21 protein-coding genes are annotated in these 22,506 nt (G+C 34.3%); 15 read left to right on the forward strand and 6 right to left on the reverse strand.

Going from position 1 to position 22,506, the window contains the following annotated elements:
- Positions 1–26: 26 nt before the first annotated feature.
- Positions 27–2,603 (forward strand): type I DNA topoisomerase, encoded by a 2,577-nt coding sequence (gene topA, locus ABD745_RS19300; RefSeq protein ID WP_344833977.1) that lies wholly within the window; start codon positions 27–29, stop codon positions 2,601–2,603.
- A 67-nt stretch (positions 2,604–2,670) separates the two neighbouring features.
- Here the strand turns inward: topA and ABD745_RS19305 are convergent, their stop codons facing one another.
- The 6 genes from ABD745_RS19305 to ABD745_RS19330 form a co-directional block, all read right to left on the reverse strand.
- Positions 2,671–3,084, reverse strand: coding sequence for a lysozyme inhibitor LprI family protein (locus ABD745_RS19305; protein ID WP_344833980.1), 414 nt, complete (start codon positions 3,082–3,084; stop codon positions 2,671–2,673).
- Between the two features lie 107 nt (positions 3,085–3,191).
- Complete coding sequence (locus tag ABD745_RS19310; RefSeq protein WP_344833982.1) at positions 3,192–3,569, reverse strand: hypothetical protein; 378 nt, start codon at positions 3,567–3,569, stop codon at positions 3,192–3,194.
- Between the two features lie 289 nt (positions 3,570–3,858).
- Entirely contained in the window at positions 3,859–4,785 is a 927-nt protein-coding gene (locus ABD745_RS19315) for an alpha/beta hydrolase family protein (RefSeq protein ID WP_344833985.1), read from the reverse strand.
- A 39-nt stretch (positions 4,786–4,824) separates the two neighbouring features.
- Positions 4,825–5,559 carry an alpha/beta fold hydrolase gene (locus ABD745_RS19320; protein WP_344833988.1) on the reverse strand — a complete coding sequence of 245 codons (735 nt, stop codon included), beginning with the start codon at positions 5,557–5,559 and terminating at the stop codon, positions 4,825–4,827.
- Positions 5,560–5,707: 148 nt separating this feature from the next.
- Positions 5,708–6,193: an SRPBCC family protein gene (locus ABD745_RS19325; RefSeq protein WP_344833991.1), complete on the reverse strand. Its 486-nt coding sequence runs from the start codon at positions 6,191–6,193 to the stop codon at positions 5,708–5,710.
- Complete coding sequence (locus tag ABD745_RS19330) at positions 6,190–6,510, reverse strand: ArsR/SmtB family transcription factor (protein ID WP_344833993.1); 321 nt, start codon at positions 6,508–6,510, stop codon at positions 6,190–6,192. Before ABD745_RS19330 ends, ABD745_RS19325 begins: the two co-directional genes overlap by 4 nt.
- Positions 6,511–6,749: 239 nt before the next feature.
- On the opposite strand from ABD745_RS19330, the gene ABD745_RS19335 reads away from it, so the two are divergent.
- From ABD745_RS19335 to ABD745_RS19400, 14 genes are all read left to right on the forward strand, one after another.
- Positions 6,750–7,838, forward strand: a complete 1,089-nt coding sequence (locus ABD745_RS19335) for a glycoside hydrolase family protein (RefSeq protein WP_344833996.1) — start codon at positions 6,750–6,752, stop codon at positions 7,836–7,838.
- 147 nt (positions 7,839–7,985) lie between these two features.
- On the forward strand, positions 7,986–9,056 hold the full coding sequence (locus tag ABD745_RS19340; protein ID WP_344833999.1) for a formimidoylglutamase: 1,071 nt from the start codon (positions 7,986–7,988) through the stop codon (positions 9,054–9,056).
- 3 nt (positions 9,057–9,059) lie between these two features.
- A complete protein-coding gene (locus ABD745_RS19345; RefSeq protein ID WP_344834002.1) occupies positions 9,060–10,061 on the forward strand; it encodes a glycosyltransferase family 2 protein in 1,002 nt (333 codons plus the stop codon).
- Positions 10,062–10,159: 98 nt separating this feature from the next.
- A complete protein-coding gene (locus ABD745_RS19350; RefSeq protein ID WP_344834005.1) occupies positions 10,160–11,287 on the forward strand; it encodes a glycosyltransferase family 4 protein in 1,128 nt (375 codons plus the stop codon).
- Positions 11,288–11,320: 33 nt separating this feature from the next.
- Positions 11,321–12,193, forward strand: a complete 873-nt coding sequence (locus ABD745_RS19355) for a polysaccharide biosynthesis/export family protein (RefSeq protein ID WP_425549813.1) — start codon at positions 11,321–11,323, stop codon at positions 12,191–12,193.
- Positions 12,194–12,197: 4 nt separating this feature from the next.
- Positions 12,198–14,693, forward strand: coding sequence for an exopolysaccharide transport family protein (locus ABD745_RS19360; RefSeq protein WP_344834011.1), 2,496 nt, complete (start codon positions 12,198–12,200; stop codon positions 14,691–14,693).
- Between the two features lie 214 nt (positions 14,694–14,907).
- Positions 14,908–15,801, forward strand: a complete 894-nt coding sequence (porG, locus tag ABD745_RS19365; protein ID WP_047398576.1) for a type IX secretion system protein PorG — start codon at positions 14,908–14,910, stop codon at positions 15,799–15,801.
- Between the two features lies 1 nt (position 15,802).
- Positions 15,803–16,552 carry an undecaprenyl pyrophosphate synthase gene (uppS, locus tag ABD745_RS19370; RefSeq protein ID WP_344834017.1) on the forward strand — a complete coding sequence of 250 codons (750 nt, stop codon included), beginning with the start codon at positions 15,803–15,805 and terminating at the stop codon, positions 16,550–16,552.
- Positions 16,553–16,580: 28 nt separating this feature from the next.
- On the forward strand, positions 16,581–19,118 hold the full coding sequence (gene bamA, locus ABD745_RS19375; RefSeq protein WP_344834020.1) for an outer membrane protein assembly factor BamA: 2,538 nt from the start codon (positions 16,581–16,583) through the stop codon (positions 19,116–19,118).
- Between the two features lie 8 nt (positions 19,119–19,126).
- Positions 19,127–19,672 (forward strand): OmpH/Skp family outer membrane protein, encoded by a 546-nt coding sequence (locus ABD745_RS19380; RefSeq protein ID WP_344834022.1) that lies wholly within the window; start codon positions 19,127–19,129, stop codon positions 19,670–19,672.
- A 61-nt stretch (positions 19,673–19,733) separates the two neighbouring features.
- Entirely contained in the window at positions 19,734–20,237 is a 504-nt protein-coding gene (locus ABD745_RS19385; protein ID WP_047398573.1) for an OmpH family outer membrane protein, read from the forward strand.
- Between the two features lie 69 nt (positions 20,238–20,306).
- A complete protein-coding gene (locus tag ABD745_RS19390) occupies positions 20,307–20,792 on the forward strand; it encodes a thioesterase family protein (RefSeq protein ID WP_047398572.1) in 486 nt (161 codons plus the stop codon).
- Positions 20,789–21,649, forward strand: a complete 861-nt coding sequence (rfbD, locus tag ABD745_RS19395) for a dTDP-4-dehydrorhamnose reductase (protein WP_344834028.1) — start codon at positions 20,789–20,791, stop codon at positions 21,647–21,649. The genes ABD745_RS19390 and rfbD overlap by 4 nt, the downstream gene beginning before the upstream one ends.
- A gap of 10 nt (positions 21,650–21,659) precedes the next feature.
- On the forward strand, positions 21,660–22,346 hold the full coding sequence (locus ABD745_RS19400) for a hypothetical protein (RefSeq protein WP_344834032.1): 687 nt from the start codon (positions 21,660–21,662) through the stop codon (positions 22,344–22,346).
- Positions 22,347–22,506: the final 160 nt, after the last annotated feature.

Raw genomic sequence — 22,506 nt, forward strand, 5'->3', positions numbered from 1 at the left:
ACTTTACTTTTGCAAAAATTTTTAGAATGTCGAAAAATTTAGTAATCGTCGAGTCACCGGCAAAAGCAAAAACTATTCAGAAGTATTTAGGCAAGGATTTCGAGGTGAAATCCAGCTTCGGACACATCCGGGATTTGCCTAAAAAAGGAATGGGGATTGATCTTGCCACTTTTAGTCCGGATTACGAAGTTTCGGCGGATAAGAAAAAACTGGTAACAGAATTGAAAGCCGCTGTGAAAAAAGCCGAAATGGTTTGGCTGGCTTCCGATGAAGACCGCGAGGGAGAAGCTATTGCATGGCACTTGGCGGACGAATTGAAATTAAAACCCGAAAACAGAAAAAGAATTGTTTTCCATGAGATTACTAAAAATGCGATTCTAAAAGCGATCGAAAATCCCAGAGATATTGACCAAAACTTAGTAAATGCTCAACAGGCGAGAAGAGTTTTAGACAGAATCGTAGGTTTCGAAATGTCACCCGTTCTTTGGAAAAAAGTAAAACCGGGATTATCAGCAGGAAGAGTACAGTCGGTTGCAGTAAGATTAATTGTTGAAAGAGAAAAAGAAATCCGTGATTTTAAACCGAAAGCGAGTTTCAAATTAGACGGTATTTTCTTAAACAGAACCGGACAGGAAATTGCTGCTAAGCTTAAAAAAGACTTCGAAAAAGAAGAAGACGCAGAAAAATTCTTAGAATTAGCAAAAACTACCGAGTTTAAAGTTTTAAATGTTGAAACAAAACCGGGGACACGTTCTGCTTCTGCACCTTTCACAACATCAACATTGCAGCAGGAAGCTTCTTCAAGATTAGGATATAATGTGACAAATACAATGCGTCTTGCACAAAGACTGTACGAAGAAGGTTATATTACCTATATGAGAACCGACTCGGTAAACCTATCTCAGGAAGCGATTGAAGGGGCTAAAAAACAAATTACTTCAGAATACGGAGCAGAGTATTCTTCACCAAGAAATTACACAACAAAATCGGCATCTGCGCAGGAAGCTCACGAAGCGATCCGCCCGACTGATTTTGCTGTAAAAAGTATCGGTGATGCCCAGTTAAACAGATTATATCAATTAATTTACAGAAGAACACTGGCTTCTCAGATGGCAAATGCTAAAATTGAGAAAACAGTAATCGAAATAGGTAACTCAAAACTGCCCCAAAACTTTGAAGCGCAAGGCGAGGTTATCATTTTTGATGGTTTCTTAAAAGCATACGGAATCGTTAAAACTGAAGATGATGATGAAGAAAACAACGAAAAGTTACTTCCGAAAGTAAGCGTTGGAGAAGCTTTAGACTATAAAAGAATCACGGCAACAGAAAAATTCACAAGACCAAGTGCAAGATATACTGAAGCTGGTTTGGTTAGAAAATTGGAAGAATTGGGAATCGGTCGTCCATCGACTTATGCTCCGACAATTCAGACGATCCAAAACCGTGAATATGTCGACAAACACGAAATTGATCCGCAAACTCGTGAGATCGTTAAAATGTCTTTAGTAAAAGATAAAATTAAAAAAGAAGTTCTTGACGAAAAATTCGGAGGGGATAAAAATAAATTCATTCCAACGGACACCGGTGAAGTTGTAAGTGATTTCCTGACCAATAATTTTACGGAAATTTTAGATTACGGATTCACAGCGAGAGTAGAAGAAAGCTTCGACGAAATCGCAAACGGTGGGCAAAAATGGAAAGAAATGATGACGGATTTCTACTCAAAATTCCATCCGAGAATTGAAGATGTAGAAGAGAATGCGGACAGAGCAACAGGTGACAGACTTTTAGGAGTTGATCCAAAAACCGGAAAAAATGTTCATGCAAGAATCGGAAGATTCGGAGCAATGATTCAAATTGGAGAGACGGAAGATGAAGAAAAGCCAATTTTCGCATCATTAATGTCCGGACAAAATATAGCAACTATTACTTTTGAAGAAGCGTTGGAATTGTTCAGACTTCCTTTTGATTTGAATGAAGTTGACGCACAGCCGGTTTCTGTAGGTGTCGGAAGATTCGGACCTTATGTGAAATGGGGTGAAACTTATATCAGTATTCCTAAAGGTGAAGATCCACTTTCTGTAGATCAAAAACGTGCCGAAGAAATCATTAATGAAAAGAAAATTGCAGACGCTCCAATTGCAAATTACAAAGGTGAACCTGTAACAAAAGGAACGGGAAGATTCGGACCTTTCATCAAATACAGAAGCATTTTTGTGAATGTTCCTAAGAAATATGATTTTGAAAATCTTTCTCAAAGTGACATCAATGAATTGATTGATGCTAAGCTTGAAAAAGAAGCCAACCGATACATTCAACAGTGGGAAAAAGAGAAAATTTCTATTGAAAACGGAAGATGGGGCCCATTCGTTAAATTCGGGAAAGCAATGTTTAAAATTCCGAAGAAAGCCGATGATACAAAATATGAAGGCGAAGAATTGAAAGATATTTCTCTTGATGAGGTTAAAAAATGGATTACCGATCAGGATCCGAAAGCTTTTGCTGAGAAGAAAAAGCCTGCTGCGAAGAAAGCCACGACAGCTAAAAAAGCGACAACAACTGTGAAAAAGCCTGCGGCTAAGAAACCTACAGCAAAAAAGTAATAGTTTTTACTTAAATATAACCCCCTTTTGAAATTTTCAGAAGGGGATTTTACATATATGATTTTAATCATCGGTAACTAAATCGGGCTATTAATTCTTTTACCCGATCCATTATGAAATTACTCTTTTTATCAAGATAAACCATTTCCAAATCGTCAGGTTCAGGAAAAGGTCCTTCATTTTTAGCTTCTAAATATGCTTTTTTAAAATATGAATCTCTCTTTTTTAGCCAATACAGTTGCTCGTTTTTTAGTTTAGTTTGCTCAGTACTATTTAAATTAGCTTTTAGTTTTTTATAAACAATATTTAATAAACTATCGGATTGATTATAGTATTTAGCCGAACAGTTTTTCATGTTAATTCCAGTATCTAAGCAATCTTGATGTTTATTTTCAAATTGCTCTATGGTTTTCAGTGTTTGAGAGTTGCAACTTGACCATGTTGAAATAAGGATTATTACTAATAATGTTTTTTTTATCATTAAATTGTTTTTTATAAAAAATTATGTACATGTTTCGGAGGCTTTCTTTGAATTCAGATAGGCTTTCGAAATACAAAAACAATCATTTAACATTGTACGAAGTGTTTTTATTCTATTAAGATTTCACTTTTCAATAATATAAATTTAGGATTTCCATTTTTATCTTTTTTAAATTTTAAAATATGTCTTTCAGGTGTTATTGAGGTTTCCAAGGTAAAACCTTTTTTGGTTTCAATTATTGCTTCTTTAATTCCATCTGAATCAATATCTTCAAATCTCAATTTTCCTAAATCGGCACCCAATGTTGGTCCAATTTTAATTTCAATTTTTGATTTTAAGTACGGTGTAAATTCTACATATCGTTCTGTTGCTCCAGGATAATCTTTTTTCCAAATCACGTTTTCGTAGGGATTGTCATTTTTATAATATAAAAACAAAACGATTAACAAAATTAGTCCTGTAAAAAATAGAACTTTTGCTTTCATTCTTGATTTTTTTTTACTTATCATTGTGAATTTATCTGTTTTAAGGATTAAAAATAATTAATTTTTGGTAAAGTCACTGATATTCAAATTAAACCAGAAAGCGTAGGTGCTCAATCTTGGTGTTGCCATTACATTAGCTTTAAGTCAATACTATGAGTGTATGCAAAAATATCACCCGCAAAGAGTTTTTTAAAAACTTCAGCTTTGAGTATTGGCGAAGTAATTCTTAGTATTAACGTTCATCGAAGAACAAAGGTTGAGTCCTGCGCAAACAGCCAAGTAAAACCATTTACCTGCGTTTTTGTTGCTTTATATTTTTCATCCATTTAATAGCATCCTTCATAGGCTCTTGATCTTTTGAGAATGCAGTATTATGTCCTAATGCTGGAAATAATTTATATTCATAATGTTTGCCTTTGGATTTTAATGTATTAAGATGCTCAATGGATAAATTTACGGGTACCTGAATATCTTTTCCGCCATAAATCCACAATCCCGGAATTGATAATTTGGTAAGAACATCTATTGGGTCTGTGTCTATAAACTCGTATTTATCAGGGTCAGTCATTGTGTGTTTGCGTGCATCTTCTTCTGTGTGTGTATCCCAGAAATTTGAATTTCCGTTGGTGTAAAACTGAAACCTAAGTTGTTCTTTTACGGTTATAAGTGCTCCACTAAATATAGCCATAAATTTAACTTTCTTGTTTTTTTCTGCAGTCAGCGGAATAATCCATCCGGCTTGGCTTCCGCCAATTAAACCTATTGGGATTTGATTGTCTGATAAATATTTGGATAACACATTCACTGCAGTACTCGCATCCAGAGATAAAAGATTAAGATTTTGGGCGTCCACATTATTGGTTCCTACTTCGGGTCCTGCATAAGTACCGGCAGATTCTCCGACACCACGTTTGTCGTAAGTGAAAACGGCAATATCATTTTTAGCCAGTAATGCTGCAAATTCTGTCATTCTTTTCTCCTGTCCGGATCCGTGAACTATTACAACTGCCGCAGAAATATGATCCGGCTTATAAAATGTTCCGGAAAGCGAGTCTCCTTCGCTTAGAAATTTTATATTCTTGGTTGTAAAACCTGGAGGAATTGCTAGCACATGATTAATAGTACTAAAAAGAAATAATACCAGAAGAAAACGCCTGCAAAATTGTTTTGTACTTATGTAGTTTTTAAAAACAGTCAGTTTATTTGTAATTTTCATGTTGTCATTTTTATTTATGGTTCAATTGAAATGGTTATATTATTTTAAAAAAGCGTCAAGATAGTTTAATATTACCTTCGTTTGCATCATAAGACTCACATGTCCCTGTGAAGGAACAACAGCCAGGTGGGATTTTGGCATGGATTCCAAATCAGATACGCCACCTCCAAGTAGTTGGTAAGTTTTCATCAGCTCAATTTTATCAAGCCCGTCATTATCACCCGAAATGAGCAGTACCGGCATAGTCATCTTCGCAATATTAGCATCACCGCAGTCAAATGGTACTCCTGCAAAATCAATCATCTGCTGTACGAACTTTCTCCATTTCGTTTTGTCTGGTGCTATCGAATCGTACGCTGCTTTCAATGGAGTGTTGTCGAAAAAATCAGGTTTAAAATTTTTAAAAGCCCCGTTTACTGTTGGCAGCCAACCACTGGTTTTATAGGTAGAAGAAATAATTACTAATTTTCGTACCCGTTTAGGACTTTGTATTGCCAATTGGTAAGCTACTGAGCCACCCATACTGAATCCTGCAACATCAGCACTGTCAATTTTTAAATATTTCATTACACCTTCCACATCACTTGCAAGGGTAACTATATCCAGTTTTCTGTCTGAGAAAGGCGAGTGTCCATGTCCTTGAAATTCAAGTGCAATTACTTTTCTTGTTTTTGACAATTCTGGTATTAATTCACCCCAATTCATGCTAATATTATAAAAAGCACCATGCAGCAAAACGATGGGTTCTCCTTTTCCGTAAACCTCGTAATACACTTTAATACCATTTACGGGAGCATAGCCGCTTTCGATAGGTTTGCTCTGTTGTGCCTTAAACTGAAATACAGTAAGAAAAAGCGCAGCAAATATAAAAACCGATTTTTGGACATTAAATCCTTTAAATAATTTTTTCATAAAATATTATTTAATTTTTCAATAGTTCCTCTAAGGAATTTAATGTCATTGTGAAACCTTCTTTGAAGCCCATTTCAATCATTTTTTCCATACGTTCAAGCGAGTCGTTATAAATAATAATACTCACTTTCGTAATTCCGTTTTGCTCGGTAAAGGTTAAATCCCAATCAGAACCGGGGAGTTGAATGTTTTCATCTTTGTCTGCAAAAGCATTCAAATATTTAAAATTCGTTTGTGGAGTGATGGAGGTATATTTCTGAATTGCCCACATCTCTTGCCCTTCAGGGTTCACCATTGCGTAAAACCTTCTGCCTCCTACTTTAAAGTCCATGGATTTGGTTTTGGATGCAAAAGGCTTGGGAGCCCACCATTGGTCAAGAATTTCTTGTTTAGTAAATGCGTCCCAGACAAGTGAGAGTTCTGCGTCAAATTCTCGTGCTATGAATACCGTTTTCGCTGCTTTGTCAACGGTGAAATCAAATAATAAATTGTTCATTTTTTCTGGTTTTTAATTGTTGATAATAAATTGTCTAATTGGTTGAATTTTGTTTCCCAAATCTTTTTGAATTGTTCCATCCAATTATCTATTTCTTTCATTTTGTCGATCTCAAGCGAGTAGTAAATTTCTCTTCCTTTTTGTTCTTGTTTTACAAGTTCGCATTCTGCCAAAATGCGTAAGTGTTTTGAAACTGCTTGTCGCGTTGTATTGAAGTTTTCGGCAATGGCATTGGGCGTCATTGCCTGTGAGGCAATTAAGACAATTATAGCTCGTCTTGTCGGGTCTGCAACTGCCTGAAAAATATCTCTTCGCATCGTTTTAGTTATTTTAATGAAACCAATCAGTTGCAAATATATGTGCAACTTTTCGGTTTCGCAAATTTATTTTAAGATTTTTTTTTAAAAGTGAAATGTGGGGAAGTTTGAAGTAGTGGAATATCGCTGTAGCATTATTGCTAATTATTTCCCAACTCACCGAAAAGACTGAATTACACCCGAAACCGCAGGATACTGTTTGATTCTATTTCTATTAAATTAGCTTTCAAATAAATAGAATGAACAAACCTTTCACACGCAGAGATTTTTTACAGACTTCAGCTTTAGGAATCGCGGCTGTGGTTTTGGGATCATCATTTACGAGTTTACTATCTTCAGAAGATAAGCCTTATTTTAATTTAAAACCCATCGGGCGGCAATTTTCTTTGGAAGGTTACTATATCTGGTGCAGTTCTCCGGTTTGGGGTGAAGATGGGAAAGTCCATCTTTTTTATTCCAGATGGAAAAAAGAAAAAGGAATGGGTGGTTGGCTCAATGGTTCTGAAATCTGTCGTGCCGAAGCAGATTCCCCTTTTCATAAATTCGAGCACAAACAAGTTATTTTAGCTCCAAGAGGTGAAGGTTTTTGGGATGCGACAACCTGTCACAATCCTTTAATTAAAAAAATAAAAGACCAATATTTGCTTTTTTTTATGGGAAATTCCAATGGGAAAACAAATACCAAAAGAATCGGATTGGCTACTTCGAAAAGTCTTGACGGAGAATGGACAAGACCTGATCAGCCATTACTTCTTCCTGGAAAAGAAGGTTCTTGGGACGATCATTGTACGACAAATCCAGCTTTTGTAAAAGGAAATGACGGAAAATATTGGCTGTTTTATAAATCCTGGAACACCAAGGAATATGAAACTCAGAAAGGGCCAATCCGAGGAAACCGGAAATACGGATTGGCAAAAGCAGATTCTCCGATGGGACCTTACATAAAAGTGTCTGAAAATCCTGTCATTGATTTTTCATCATTGCCGAATAATGTTCAGTTGGAAGATGCTTTTATCTGGAAACAGAAAGGAAAATTTCACATGGTTGCCCGTGACATGGGATTTTTTAATCATGAGTATGGGTTGCATTTAACAACAAAAGACGGACTTCATTGGACGAAACCCGAAGTTGCCTATCTTAATATGAAAAGTTATGTTGATGAACCAACTCCTTCAAAAAATTTAAACCGATTCGGAAGACTGGAGCGTCCAATGCTTTTATTAGATAAAGATGGTGAAACTCCTAAGTTTTTATTTGGAGCAACACAAGGCGGCGAATTTGAAACTTCGACGACTTTTGTGTTTGAGATTAAAAGCAGTAAGGTTTAAAGTGGTATAGTCGTAAAAGGACCCGTAGAAAAGGGATAATGTTAAAATAATGATACAAAGTCATTAACAAACACTGTTAATGGTTTTTTTATGTGTGGTAAATAATTTAATTTTAATACTTTTGATCCATTAAGACTTATTGAGAGAATGAATTTTGAAGATTTTATCATATCCCCAAGAAATTTCAAGACTGAAAATTGGCAAATCGGGAATCAGATCACGAAAGATATAAAGGAAGACAGCATTGTTCTGCTGTTTGTTTCGGATTACAGAGGAGCGAATGGTGATGCGGAAGTACAGGATTTTACGAATATCAGAAAAGAATTTTATAAACTTTCACAACTGGATTTTGAAGTTCCGATTGTGGATCTGGGAGATTTGGTTTCAGGGAAGTCTGTTCAGGATTCTCATTATATTTTACAGGAAGTGTTGTCGGCTTGTCATTACAAAAGAGCGCTCCCGGTGATTGTAGGAGGTTCCAATGACTTTGCTTTTTCACTTTTTTCTGCTTTAAATTTCCATACAAAAAGTATTAATTACACTCAGATAAGCAATATTATTTCTCTTAAACAAGGCGAAATGATTAATGAACATACTTTTTTAAGTAAAATGTTTGGCGCTAAAAACTTTTCGATTAAAAATTATCATCATTTAGGGTATCAGAAACATTTAAATGAAGCCGATTCTGTAAGGTTAATCAAAGAAGTTGAGTTCGATATTATTCGATTGGCAGAAATGATGAATTCTACCGAAAAAACAGAACCTTTTTTCAGAAAAGCAGATTTGGTGACGGTAAATTGCGATGCAATCGAAAGTTTCAGCGAGCCTTTTTCAATGAATCCGCAGGTGAATGGATTGAACAGAAGAGAAATCTGCGCCTATATGAAAGAAATCGGGTTAAGTGAAAATCTGAAATCTGTAGGAATCTTTAATTATAATATTTATTCTGAAAATCAATTAAATCACCAGCTTCTCGCACAAATGATCTGGTATCTGATGGAAGGGATCAACATTCAGAGATCTCATCCCAAAGAAAGACATTACGAAGTATTTTATGTATTGGTTGATGATAGGGAATATGCTTTCAAGCGTGATACTTTCAGTAATCTTTGGTATTTTGGAGATGATGAAAATATAGAAAACTGTATTCCCTGTTCGAGGAAAGATTTCGACGAAGCCAAAAAAGGCTGGTTGAATGCACGACTGACGAAAATTTAATGTATGACAAACGTTCCCTCAAAAGTTTCCATCATTGTTCCCGTTTATAATGTCGAAAATTATTTGGCAAAATGCCTTGATTCTTTGATTAATCAGACCCATCAAAATATTGAAATTCTGGTTGTAAATGATGGAAGTAAAGACAATTCTGAAAAAATTATTCAGGGATATGCTCAAAAATATCCTGAAAAAATTAAACCTTTTAATAAAGAAAACGGTGGTTTAAGTGATGCCCGAAATTTCGGGATCGATCGGGCAACAGGAGATTACATCGGTTTTGTAGACAGCGACGATTATGTAACTCCGACGATGTTTGAAGAAATGACAACCCTTGCGGAAAAATACCGGTCGAAAATGGTAATCTGCAATATTCAAAAGGTGGATCAAAATGGAAATGTGACGCAAAAACTGACGCAAATTCCCAACATGCCCGAGAAAATTGATCTTGAAAAAAACTTTTCGATTTTTTCTGACTTAAGTTATTTTGCCTGTAACAAATTGTTTAAAAAAGAACTTTTTGAGAGTAAAAGATTTAAAAAAGGGGTCCATTTTGAAGATATTCAATTAATTCCGCAGCTTTTATTGGAATGTGAAACAATTGCTCAGACGCAAAATTATCATTATCAGTATCTTGAACGTACGGATTCTATCACAAAAACTCATACAGAAAAAGGTCTTGATATTTTGAAAGCCGTAAAAGATGTAGAAAATTATTTCAAAGACTCAAATTATTCTCATAAAAATAAAGAACTTAAAAATTTCCAGATTTTTGAGGGGGTTTATTCATTTTTGGCATATCTGGCTTTTGTAAAAGATGGTAATATTTTTTATGAAATGTCTGAAAAATTGGAGCTTTTCATGAAGGAAAGAGGCTTAAAATTGAAAGATATATTGAGTTATAGTCGTTTTGATAAGAATTATCTGTTATCTTTGCCACTGAAAAAAAAGATGTTTTACCTGTTGTTTTTTGCAGGGCAGAAAAAATTGATAAGAAAATTAGTTTAAACACAAATGTAAGTACTATTGTTTCGGTATTGCGAAAACTAAGGATGAAGTTTAAAAAACCTTTCTTAATGAAACATAAAGTACTTGAATAGAAAAAAATGAAGAATTTTGAATTGTTCTTAACTCAATCTGGTGTTCCTATTTTTTACGTAAAAATAGGACTGGGTTTTTTATTCTCGTTCCTAATCACGTTTTTTTCCGTTCCTACCATTATCAAGATTTCCAGAAGGAAAAACTTAATGGATGAACCGGGCGTGAGAAGTTCCCACTTGCGGAAAATCCCTAATCTTGGGGGTATTGCTATTTTTTATTCCATAGGAATTAGTGCATCGGTCTTTGCCTATGAGCTTTTTGATCTGTATAAATTTTTATTTGCATCTCTGATTATTCTTCTTTACATCGGTGTAATGGATGATATTGTTGTGATGAGAGCATATAAAAAATTGGTGGCGCAGATTGTTGTTTCAGCATTAATCGTTATAGGTTCAGACATCAGAATCCGAAGTCTTTTCGGGATTTTCGGTATTTATGAGATGAGTTATTTTGTGAGTGTCTTATTTAGTGTTATTACTTTTATTATCCTTATTAATGCATTTAATTTAATTGACGGAATTGACGGTCTTGCCGGAGGATATTCCTTGATTTGCAGTGCACTTTTTGGAATAAGCTATTATAGATTAGGTGAATATAATTATCCTTTAGTAGTTTTATCGGCGATAATAATTGGAGCTGTTCTGGCATTTTTGTATTATAATTTGTCGAATTACAGGACGAATAAGATTTTTATGGGAGATACGGGCTCAATGCTTTTAGGATTTTTACTGGCGTTTACTTCTATTTGTTTTATTGATATTTTTATAGATAAAAAACTCCCTGATATTCCGAGATATCATTTGCAGTCTGCTCCCGTTGTGGCAGTTGCTATTTTGATTTTACCAATTGTTGATACCCTGAACGTAATTATCATAAGGCTTGCCAACAAAAAGTCGCCTTTTGACGCAGACAAAAATCATATACATCACAAACTTTTAAAACTGAATCTTACGCACAGAAGATCTAGCTTTTATATCATAATGTATTATCTTTTTGTAGTTACTGTAGCTTATTATTTCAGACATATAAATGTTAATCTATTATTGGTAATTATCTTATTCTTAGGCTTTTTAGGAGCTTATATTCCGGATTTTATCTATGTTTTGAAAAATAATAAAAAGACTATCAATTAAATCTTTATTTTTGCAAACAACTTGAAAAATATGATGAAGAATTTTAAGTATTTATTCCTTTTAGTATTACCCTTTTTAATTACAACCTCTTGTGTCACAACGAAAGATGTTCGATACATGCAGCCAAATGAAAGTCTTGTAATTAACGAAGAAGGTTTAGTTCCCTATAATATTCCTGTTTACAGAATTACAAAGAATGATATTTTAAACCTGAATATTGTTACAACTCCAAAAGGAGATGCAGCACAGTTTTACTCTTCTTTAAACACCTCAGGATCATCTGTTGCGTCTACTAGTAATGTTGTTGCCAATGGAGGTGGCGGCATGGCTTCATCGACCGGAGGAAATTCCGGAGGAAATGTTGTCTTTTATTTCAGTGGCTTAAAAGTGGATTCAAATGGCGATATCAATGTTTTTGGTATCGGATTTATAAAAGCTGAAGGCAGGACAATTGATGAGATCACTAAGGAGATTCAGGATAAAGTAAATGAGAATTTCCAGGAAGGAAAATCTGAAGTAAGATTAAATACAAACGGAATTACTTTCTATGTTTTAGGAGATGTAGAAACAACCGGTGTTACAGGTGAAAAAGTAGTTCATAAAAATACACTTACCATTACTGAAGCTCTCGCTATCAGTGGAGGTTTAAACAGAACTGTTGACAGAAAAAATATTGTTATCCACAGAAAATTACCTGAAGGAATAAAAATCGCAAGAATAGATCTTACCAGAGAAGATGTAATGAATTCCCCATATTATTACGTGCAAAATGGTGACGAAATTTACCTGAATACAAGAGCAAAGAGCTTGAACGGATTCGGAAAAGATCCTATTCAGACTTTAACGACTGGAGTTTCAGTGATTACGACGGCTTTATCAATTTATCTACTTCTAAAAAACCTTTAATATCATGATTCCAGAAAAAGACGCTAAGGTAGAGAAGGCTGATTCTCAAAAGGAAAAATACGGTTCTTTCGCTCTGTTTGATATTGAACATTTTTTAAGAAGAGTTTTAAGAAATTGGTACTGGTTTGTTTTGATGCTTTTTATTGGCTATGGAATCTCTTGGGTTTATAGTAAATATTATGCGCAAAATATTTATGCATCCAATTTATCATTAAGTATATCTAATAATACATCGAGTTATTTTACTCCAACCCAGTCGATTAATTTCATTTGGGGACAAGGAGGAAATCAGGATGGGGTGTATCTGAAGAAAATGCTTTTATCAAGAACTCATAACGAGTTTTTGGTGAAGGAATTAGATCTTTTTGTAAATTATTCTACAAAAGGAGTTATAAAATCTACTTATTTGGATAAGGATGATTCTCCTGTTTTCTTACAGATTGATAAAAAATCTCCTCAACAGGTTGATTATCCGATTACTTTGATCCCTAAAAGTAAGAATACTTATGAAGTTGTTTTGCCTGAAGAGGGGCAGTCGACAAATTTATACAGCTATCAGGTAGAAGGATTTTCTACTATTAATCCTTTTGAAAGACCGGCTAATAAAGTTATAAAGATAGGAGAGTGGTATACATCTCCGAATTTAAGATTTAGATTAGTTTCAAATCCTGTTGCTCCAAAGATTAAATTGAATAACATTATTGTTTATCTAAGTACTGTCAATCAGGCTGTTAATGATATTGTTTCTACAATAGGAGTGGATTTTGATAAAGAAATTAATACCATTATGATTATTTCTAAAAAAGGATATAATCTTAATAGCACTGTAAATTTTCTGAATATGTCCGTTAGCCAGCTTCAAAAGAAAAGGCTTGCAGATAAAATAACTGTTGATAAAAATACAGACATTTATTTACAGGAAAATCTTGATAAAATCAGAAAAAAATTAGATTCAAGCGCGGATGTCTTGAATTTTATGAAAACCAATGAAAAGCTTTATGATATTAAGGACAGAGATGAAAAATCTTTATCTAAAATTAAAGATTTAGAGGCTAAAAGAGCAGATATTGAAAGTAAATTAACTTCATTAGATCAAATAAGACAAAGTATTGAAGCTCAGAATTTTGAAAAAATGATCAGTACAACAGCGGCTGGTTTCCAGGATGGTTTGTTTACTGCATCTGTTTCAGAATTAAAGGCACTTTATCTTAAAAGAAGGGAAATGGCTTTGATTTATAAGCCGAATTCTGAACCTATGAAAGAGATCAACAGATTGATTGATGAAGCTAAAATGAGTTCAAATGGTGCGCTAAGGAATTATTATTCAGGATATTATTCTGAAATTAATAAAATAAATCAACAAGTAAATGATGCGAATGCAGATTTAGCCACTTATCCTGAAAAAGAAAGGAAATATCTGGATGCTGAAAGAGGATATAACATGATTGAGGCAACTTATAACAGTTTGTTGGGGAGACAGAACGAAACGCAATTGAGAATGGCTGCAAATCAGTCTGATATCAGCGTGATTGACCCTGCTAAAAATGTGGGACAACCTCCGATCGGTCCAAATGTACAAGCAACAAAAGCAGGTATTATCGCAGGTCTGTTAGTTTTGCCGCTACTATTTATTTTAATAGGAGAATTTCTTGACAGTAAGATCAGAAGCATTAAAGAATTGCTTAACGCTACTAAAATTCCGTTACTTGGCGTAATTGGAAATAATAGCAATGAAAATATGCTTACAGTTCTGGATCAGCCTAAATCTTCGGTTTCTGAAGCATTTAGAGGAATCAGAGCGAATGTAAGGTTCTTATCCGGTGAAAATGATGGTAGTAAAGTTATTTTAGTGACTTCTTCCATCGGTGGTGAAGGAAAGACATATGTTTCTATCAACTTAGCCTCAGTTCTTGGTTTAAGTGATAAAAAGACGATTCTTTTGGGAATGGACTTAAGAAAGCCTAAAATTTTCGGAGATTTTAAAATTGATAATAAGTACGGAATTTCGAATTATCTTACGGGGGAAGTAGGAATAGACCAGATTATTAATAAGACAAGAATACCCAACCTTGATGTGGCAACTTCGGGACCTATTCCGCCGAATCCATCAGAACTTTTGATGAGTGATAAAAATATTAAGTTCATTGAAGATCTAAAAAAACTGTATGATTTTATCATTATTGATTCTCCACCGGTAGGTTTGGTGGCAGATTCTTATGAATTAATGAAGTATTCGGATGCAAATATTTATGTTGTTCGTCATGAATACACAGAAAAATATATGCTGAAAATGATCACTGAGAAATATCATAATGGAGAAATAGATCATTTAGGACTTGTTTATAATGACTATAACACAAAGCAGGGATACGGTTATGGCTACGGTTACGGCTATGGTTACGGCTACGGGTATGGCTATTTTGATGAGGATAAAAACTATAAAGAACCATTGTTGATAAGAATTAGGAATAAAGTGCAGTCAATATTCAATAAAAAATAATACATTTAAGCCCTCATTTAATGGGGGTTTATTATATGAATGATAATTTTGATTCTATTAAAAAAAGAATAATTTAGCGAGTTTATCGTTTACTTTATAACAAATTATGTTTTTTTGTTTATTTTTAACTAAACATTAAGATTATCATTAATATAAAAATGTTTTATATTTGCAAAAATTAAATTTTAAAATAACCATAAATCCATATTCTTTTATGAATAGAAAATTATTGTTTAGCTTCCTTGCCGCCCTAGGAACTGTGGTAAGTGTTAAAGCTCAAAGAAACGAACTTGGAGTTCGTCTAGGTATGAGTAACCTAGTTGGGGATATAGGGAGAACGAATTATATTTTACAGAAGCCATTGGATTTAAGTAAAGCGTCGGACTGGGGAGTTCCGTTTTATGGAGGTATTTTATATAGGTTTAATTTTAATCCTCATCAGACAGTAAGGTTAGATCTAGGATACAATCAAATTCAGTTTAGTGATAAAGTTGCTAAAGAAGAATACAGGCAAAACAGAAATGCTTACGGAAAGAACAATGTTTATGAAGCAAGTTTAGTATTCGAATATAATTTCTTTCCTGTAAATAATGAGCAGAAAGGTATGTTGAGCCCATATATATTTGGTGGGGTAGGTGCTTTAATGTTTGATGCTCCGAAAGCGACTATGGTGAATGACTTTAGAAGAGATGCAGATGGTGTTGCTCAGGCTCCTATTAATGAACTCGACTTTACAACTACACCGGTTTACACTACGGGGAAAAAGACAACGATGCATATTCCTTTTGGGGTAGGTTTAAAATATAAATTTAATTATAGCTGGGCGATTTTTGCAGAAGCTACATTTAGATATACTCTGACAGATCAGCTGGATTATAGCAAGATTTTGAGTAAAGATGTAGTATCTACCTATAATGCGGATATTTTAAGTCCTATTACGGGAGGCTCTCTACTTCAGTCAGATGCTTATTATGTTGTATCTAAAGAAAGAGAAGCAGCACTTACAGGACAAAGAAATGTTGGAGATCTTAAGTCTAAAGATTGGATGAACACCGTAAGCTTAGGCTTGACGTATTCATTCGGAAGACCTCCATGCTATTGTGATTAATATGTCATTGATAAAAGATAAAATAGATCCTGAGAATTTACCAAAACATGTTGCTATCATCATGGATGGTAATGGGAGGTGGGCAAAATCTCGTGGCGAGCAAAGAACTTTCGGTCACAAGAATGCCATTGATGCAGTAAGGAATGCCATTAATGCATGTAATGAAATACATATTCCATACTTAACGCTTTATACCTTTTCTTCGGAAAACTGGAGTCGTCCTGCGGAAGAAGTAAATACTTTAATGAATTTACTTGTAGAAACTTTATTGCTCGAGGCAGAAGAAATTTTCAGTAAAGGGTTAAGAATGCATGTGATTGGTAATCTTGAAAAATTACCGTCACTTGTAAAAGACCAACTCCTTAGAGTGGTGGAATTAACAAAAGAAAACACAAAAGGGAATTTGGTATTGGCGATCAGTTATGGTTCGCAAAATGAAATACTGAATGCCGTAAAAAGTATTAGCGAGGACGTAAAGGAAGGTAAAGTAGATGTCGAGAATATTGATGAAAAATTATTCGAAAACTATCTGTATACTAAAGATTTTCCACCCGTTGATTTATTAATCAGAACAAGTGGTGAAATAAGAATCAGTAATTTCCTACTTTGGCAGATCGCTTATGCGGAACTGCAGTTTTTAGATGTTCTATGGCCGGATTTTACAAAAGATATTTTCTTTCAGTGTATTGTTGATTATCAAAACAAGGAAAGAAGATTCGGGATGACCGGAGAACAAATAAAGATCCAGTAAATTTTAAGAAAAGAAAGACTACGATAAAATGAAGTTTAGACTATTACCCATCATTATGTTTGTTGCTTCTGCACATTTTTATGGACAGGTAACTCCACAGGACAGCACACAGGTGAGCAATTCTGTACACGCAGAAAACCAAGCAGGAACATATACATTGAAAGACATCGTTGTAGATGGGGTTAAAAAATATACGCCGGCTCAGATTTTAAGATTTACAGGTTTATCCAAAGGAGAAACTGTAGATATTCCGGGGCAGAAAATCAGTAACGCTGTAAAAAAACTTTGGGATACTCAATCCTTTTCTGAGGTAGAGGTATATGTTCAGAGTATTGAAGGCGAGACGATTATCTTAAAATTTTACTTACAGGATCTGAAAGACCTTGGTGAAGTGAAATTCACAGGTAAAGGGATTGGTAAATCTAAAAACGAAAAGATGGCTAAAGATAACAATCTGAAGCCGGGAACTAAAATTACTCAAAATTTAGTTTCAAGTCTTAAAACAAATGTCCCTAAAGATTTTGTTAAAAAAGGATTTGCAGATGCTAAAATCACGATTCAGGATAAAGTAAATGCGGGTGATCCTAATTTAGTTGACTGGACTATTAATGTTGATAAGGGCAAAAGAGTAAAGATCGATCATATAGAATTCGAAGGAAATGAAGCTGTTTCCGACAGAAAACTTAGAAAAAAAGCTTTTAAAGAAACTAAACAGAAAAGATTCGGTATCGGTGGTATTTTAAAATCTTCAAAATTTATTGAGGATAAATATCAGGAAGACAAGCAAAATCTTATCAATTACTACAACTCTATGGGATATAGAGATGCTGCGATTGTTTCTGATTCGGTTTGGAGAAATAAAAGAAATAATTATCAGATCGATGTAAAACTGAAAGAAGGTAAGCAATATTACATTGGTGATATTACATTTACCGGAAATACAGTTTTTGCGACAGATTATCTACAAAGACTTTTAGGATATAAAAAAGGTGAAATCTACGATGCAGTAGGTTTCAACAAAAAAGTAGGTGAAGACGGAGGTAAAGAAGATGATTCTGATATCAAGTCTGTATACATGAACAACGGTTACCTTTTCTCAAATGTAACTCCTGTTGAAAAATCGGTGAACGGAGACAAAATCAACCTTGAAATCCGTATCAACGAAGGTGAAAAAGCAACTTGGAACAGAGTAACTTGGGAAGGTAATACAACGACTCATGACCACGTAATTCTTAGAGCTTTAAGAACTAAGCCGGGAAACCTTTTTGCTAAAAGTGATATTAAGAGAACGTATTTCGATTTGGCGGGGATGTCATTCTTTGATCCACAACAAGTTGGACAAGAGATTCAGCCGAATCAACAGGATAATACGGTAGATATTAATTGGAAATTGGTTGAGAAAGGTTCTTCTCAGGTTCAGTTGCAGGCTGGTTACGGTGGTAACAGTTTCATCGGAACTTTAGGATTAACTTTCAACAACTTCTCATTAAAGAACTTCCTTAAATTTAAAGACTTTAAACCTGTTCCTCAAGGTGATGGACAAACTCTATCTCTTCAGGCTCAGGCAGGACAATATTTCCAAAATTACGGAGTTTCATTCACTGAACCTTGGTTATTTGGAACAAGACCAACAGCACTTTCTGTAAGTTTAAACAACTCTAGAGTAAAATATTCTGATGCTTACGGCGCTTCTCAGAAGTTGAATATTTTCTCTGCTTCAGTTGGTTTAAACAGATTATTGAAATGGCCGGATGATTATTTCTCATTATACACTGGTCTTCAATATCAGAAGTACGACTTTAAAAACTATCCTTTCGATTTCGGAGGAACTACAGAATATTATGGTACAGCAAATAACTTAAGTATCAACTTAGGTTTAAGCAGAAACTCTGCAGGTATCGACCCGATTTTCCCGACAACAGGCTCAAATTTGGATCTATCGGTGAAATTCACACTTCCTTATTCAGCGTTTAGTAACAAAGATTACTCTACAATGAGTCCTACGGAAAAATATAAGTGGATGGAATTCTACAAAGTAAAGTTCAAGGCTGATGTTTACAACGAGATTGTTGGAAAATTAGTTTTAAGATCTTCTGCTGAAATGGGGTTCATGGATGGATATAATTCTAAATTGGGAGCTCCGCCATTTGAAAGATTCTATGTGGGAGGTACCGGTTTATTCGGTGGTAGATACGATGGTAGAGAATTGATTCCGTTAAGAGGTTATGAAAATGCTTCTACATACGGAGGAACTTCTGAAGATATTACTCCAACAGGTGGAGGTACTATTTATAACAGATTTACGTTAGAATTAAGATACCCGATTTCATTAAACCAAACTGCAAAAATTTATGCATTAACGTTTGCTGAAGGAGGTAACGTGTGGAATTCTTGGGGAACTTATAATCCATTCCAGTTGAAAAGATCATTAGGTGTTGGGGTAAGAGTTTATATGGGAGCATTTGGTTTAATTGGATTTGATTTCGCTTACGGATTCGACAAAACAGTTACAGGAACTGAGCCTTCTGGATGGAAGACACATTTCTTGATGAACCAATCATTATAATCCACAATATGAAAAACTTTAGAATTTTTTTCTCGTTCGTATTATTCTTGCTTTTCGGTTTAAGTAATGCTCAGAAAGTGGGTGTTGTCGATACCGATTATATTTTGAATAAAATGCCTCAATATAAAGAAGCGGAAGCAAGACTAAATGCGCAGATTGACACTTGGCAATCGGAACTCCAGAATTTGCAGTCGGAATATGAGCGTAAAAGATCTGCTTTTGAAAGTGAAAAAGTGCTTTTAATTGGTGATCAGTTGAAGCTTAGAGAAAAAGAAGTAATGGATTTGGAAAAAAATATCAAAACCACTACAAGTTTACGTTTCGGAGCAACGGGTGAGATTAAAAAACTGAGAACGAATTTAGTACAGCCTTTCCAGGATCAGATCTGGGGTGCAATCAAAACGATGGCTGAGAAAAACGGAGTGGGCATAGTTCTTGATAATACTAGCAACAATGTCTTGTTTCTTCAAAAAAGATTCGATTATTCAGATAAAGTATTAGATATCTTATTAAAGGATACCGATAAAAAAGAAAAAACTAAGACCAAAAAATAAAAGTTTAACTTTTATTAAATTTACAGATCTAAAAACAAATTAAATTATTTATTTACCAATTATGAAAAAATTAAGTGTATTATTTGCAGCGGTAATGATGGTTGTATCGGTAGGTATGGCAAAAGCTCAAAAAATTGCTACTTTAGACGTTATAGGTGTTCTTAATGCAATGCCTGAAAAGAAAAAAGCCGATACTGATCTTAAAGCTTTCTTAGATACTAAACAAGCTGAAATCAAGAAAAAAGCTGATGCTGGACAAGCAAAATTAAAGCTGTATTCTGAAGAAGCTCCTAAGAAATCTGCTGAAGAAAACAAAGCCAGAGAAGGTGAATTAGCAAAAATGCAGGAAGAAATCCAGCAAATGAACGACAAAGCTCAAAAAGATTTTGTTGCTAAACAAGACTTAGCTTACGAACCAATCGAGAAGAAATTAAACGAAGCAGTTTCTAAAGTTGCTAAAGCAAACGGATATGACTATATCATGGATGCTAACTCTTCTGCTTTTGTATTCAAAGGTGGTCCTGATGCAACTCCAGCTGTGAAAAAAGAACTAGGTGTTCAATAATTTTTAGAAATTAACAAACATTTATAAAATAACCACCTCTCATCGGGGTGGTTTTTTTATTTTTGCAAAATGGAAAGAGAAGTATCAACCACGGTTAAGGTCAGATTCAGCGACTGTGATCCGATTGGGCATTTAAATAATGTGAAATATCTGGATTATATGTTCAACGCCAGAGAAGATCATGTAGAAACATTTTATGGTTTCACGTATGAAGAATACACAAAGTTGACAGGCTGTACATGGATCGCAATTCAAAACGAAATTGCTTATTTAAAAGAAGTAAGATACAATACCTCGGTTGTTATCAGCAGCAAAACCATCGAAGTTGGAGAAAGAACGGCAAAAGTGGAAATTTTAATGAAAAGCTTGGATGAAAAAACAATTCATGCCGTGTTGTGGGTGACGGTTATTTATTTTAATATTAAGACAAGAAAATCGGAAGTACATCCGGAAGATATCAAAGGAACATTCAACAAATTTTATGTAGATTTGGAACAGAAAGATTTCCAGTCGAGAGTTAAATTTTTAAGATCACAAAACGCAAAAAATTCATGAAAAAAATACTAGTAGTAGGAGCAAACGGACAATTAGGAAATTGCATCAGGAAAATTGCTCCGGATTTTGAACTGGATTACGAATTTATTTTTACAGATTCTCAAACTTTAGATATTACAAATGCAGATCAGGTAAATAATTTCTTTTCAGAAAATAAACCGGATTTTTGTATCAACGCATCAGCTTACACTGCAGTCGACCTTGCAGAAAAAGAAAAAGAAAAAGCATTTGCTGTAAATGCGGAAGGTGTTGCCAATCTTGCTCAGGGCTGTATGGATTTTAAAACGACTTTAATTCATGTTTCTACGGATTATGTTTTTGACGGTGAAACGAATTTATGTTATTCTGAAGATGACTTCACAAGTCCGATCGGAGTTTATGGCGAATCAAAGCTGAAAGGAGAAGAGCTGGCTTTAGAAATAAATCCAAATACAATTATTTTAAGAACTTCTTGGTTGTATTCTGAGTTTAATAAAAACTTTGTGAAGACAATGCTGAATCTTTTCTCTCAAAAAGACGAGCTGGGAATTGTGGGAGATCAGTTTGGGCAGCCAACCAATGCGAACGATTTGGCAGAAGCGATAATGAATATCATCGAAGCTCCGCAAAAAACTTTCGGAGTTTTTCATTTCTCAAACTATCCGGAAACAACTTGGTTTGAGTTCGCTGAAAAAATTGCCGAATTTTCAAAATCTAAAATTAAATTGAATCAATTAACGACCGAACAATACCCAACTCCGGCAAAAAGACCGAAAAGAAGTACAATGTGTCTGGATAAAATTGAGGAAGTTTATAAAATCGAACCCAAACACTGGGAAAACAGTCTGGAAGAATGTGTAAATATCCTTGCACAATAATATATATAGAATGAAAAAAATAATAATCGCTGTTTTTGTCTTTTTGATTCATTTTTTTAATGCACAAAATGTGTATTTAACGAAAGTTGAAAAAACAAATGAAAATACGGATAAGACCTTGTATAGAATAAATGAAGAAGTAAAAGAAGCCGAGTATTTAGGAGAAGTTGAAGTTCAGGGTTTCTCAAAATATGATGATGAAGTTTTTTCATTAATATATAAGAAGGCAAAGGAAATCGGGGCAAATACATTTACATTAAAACCTTTCGAAAATGTTGACGGTTCTTTACAGAATTTTAATCCGGCAAATTATAGGCTGAGTTTATATTTTTTGCCAAAAGAAAAATTATCAGACCAAACCGGATATTTGTATCTGTTCGCATCTTCGGAAAAAGACCAGAAAATAGCCCTGAATAAAAAAGACTATATAATCTCTCCAAGATCTTACCTGAGATTAAAAACGATTCCGGGTGAAGTTTACACCATTTCTACTAAAAAACTTTTAGGTTCTACGATAAAAGTTCAGCCAAAAGAAAGTAGTTCGAATCATTATTTCCAGATTTCAGCAGCAAAAGTAAAATCAGATGAAACTGGAGTAGGAGGTTTAAATTTAAAAAGTGGCGACATTATTGGTTTAGAAAAATCTTATGCAGAATTTTTGACTACCATTTATAATAAAGACAAGCAGAGTAACTAACCTCTGCTTTTTTCTTTTCATTTGTAGTCTCCACTCGAATTCTGTACTGAGCTTGTCAAAGTAAAGCCCTCTCAAACTTTCACAACAACACTTTCCATCAAGTTTGTCATTTCGACGAAGTAGAAATCCGGGCATTAATAATTCCTCATTCATCATTTTT

Source organism: Chryseobacterium ginsenosidimutans (assembly GCF_039536845.1).
Classification (GTDB): domain Bacteria; phylum Bacteroidota; class Bacteroidia; order Flavobacteriales; family Weeksellaceae; genus Chryseobacterium; species Chryseobacterium ginsenosidimutans_B.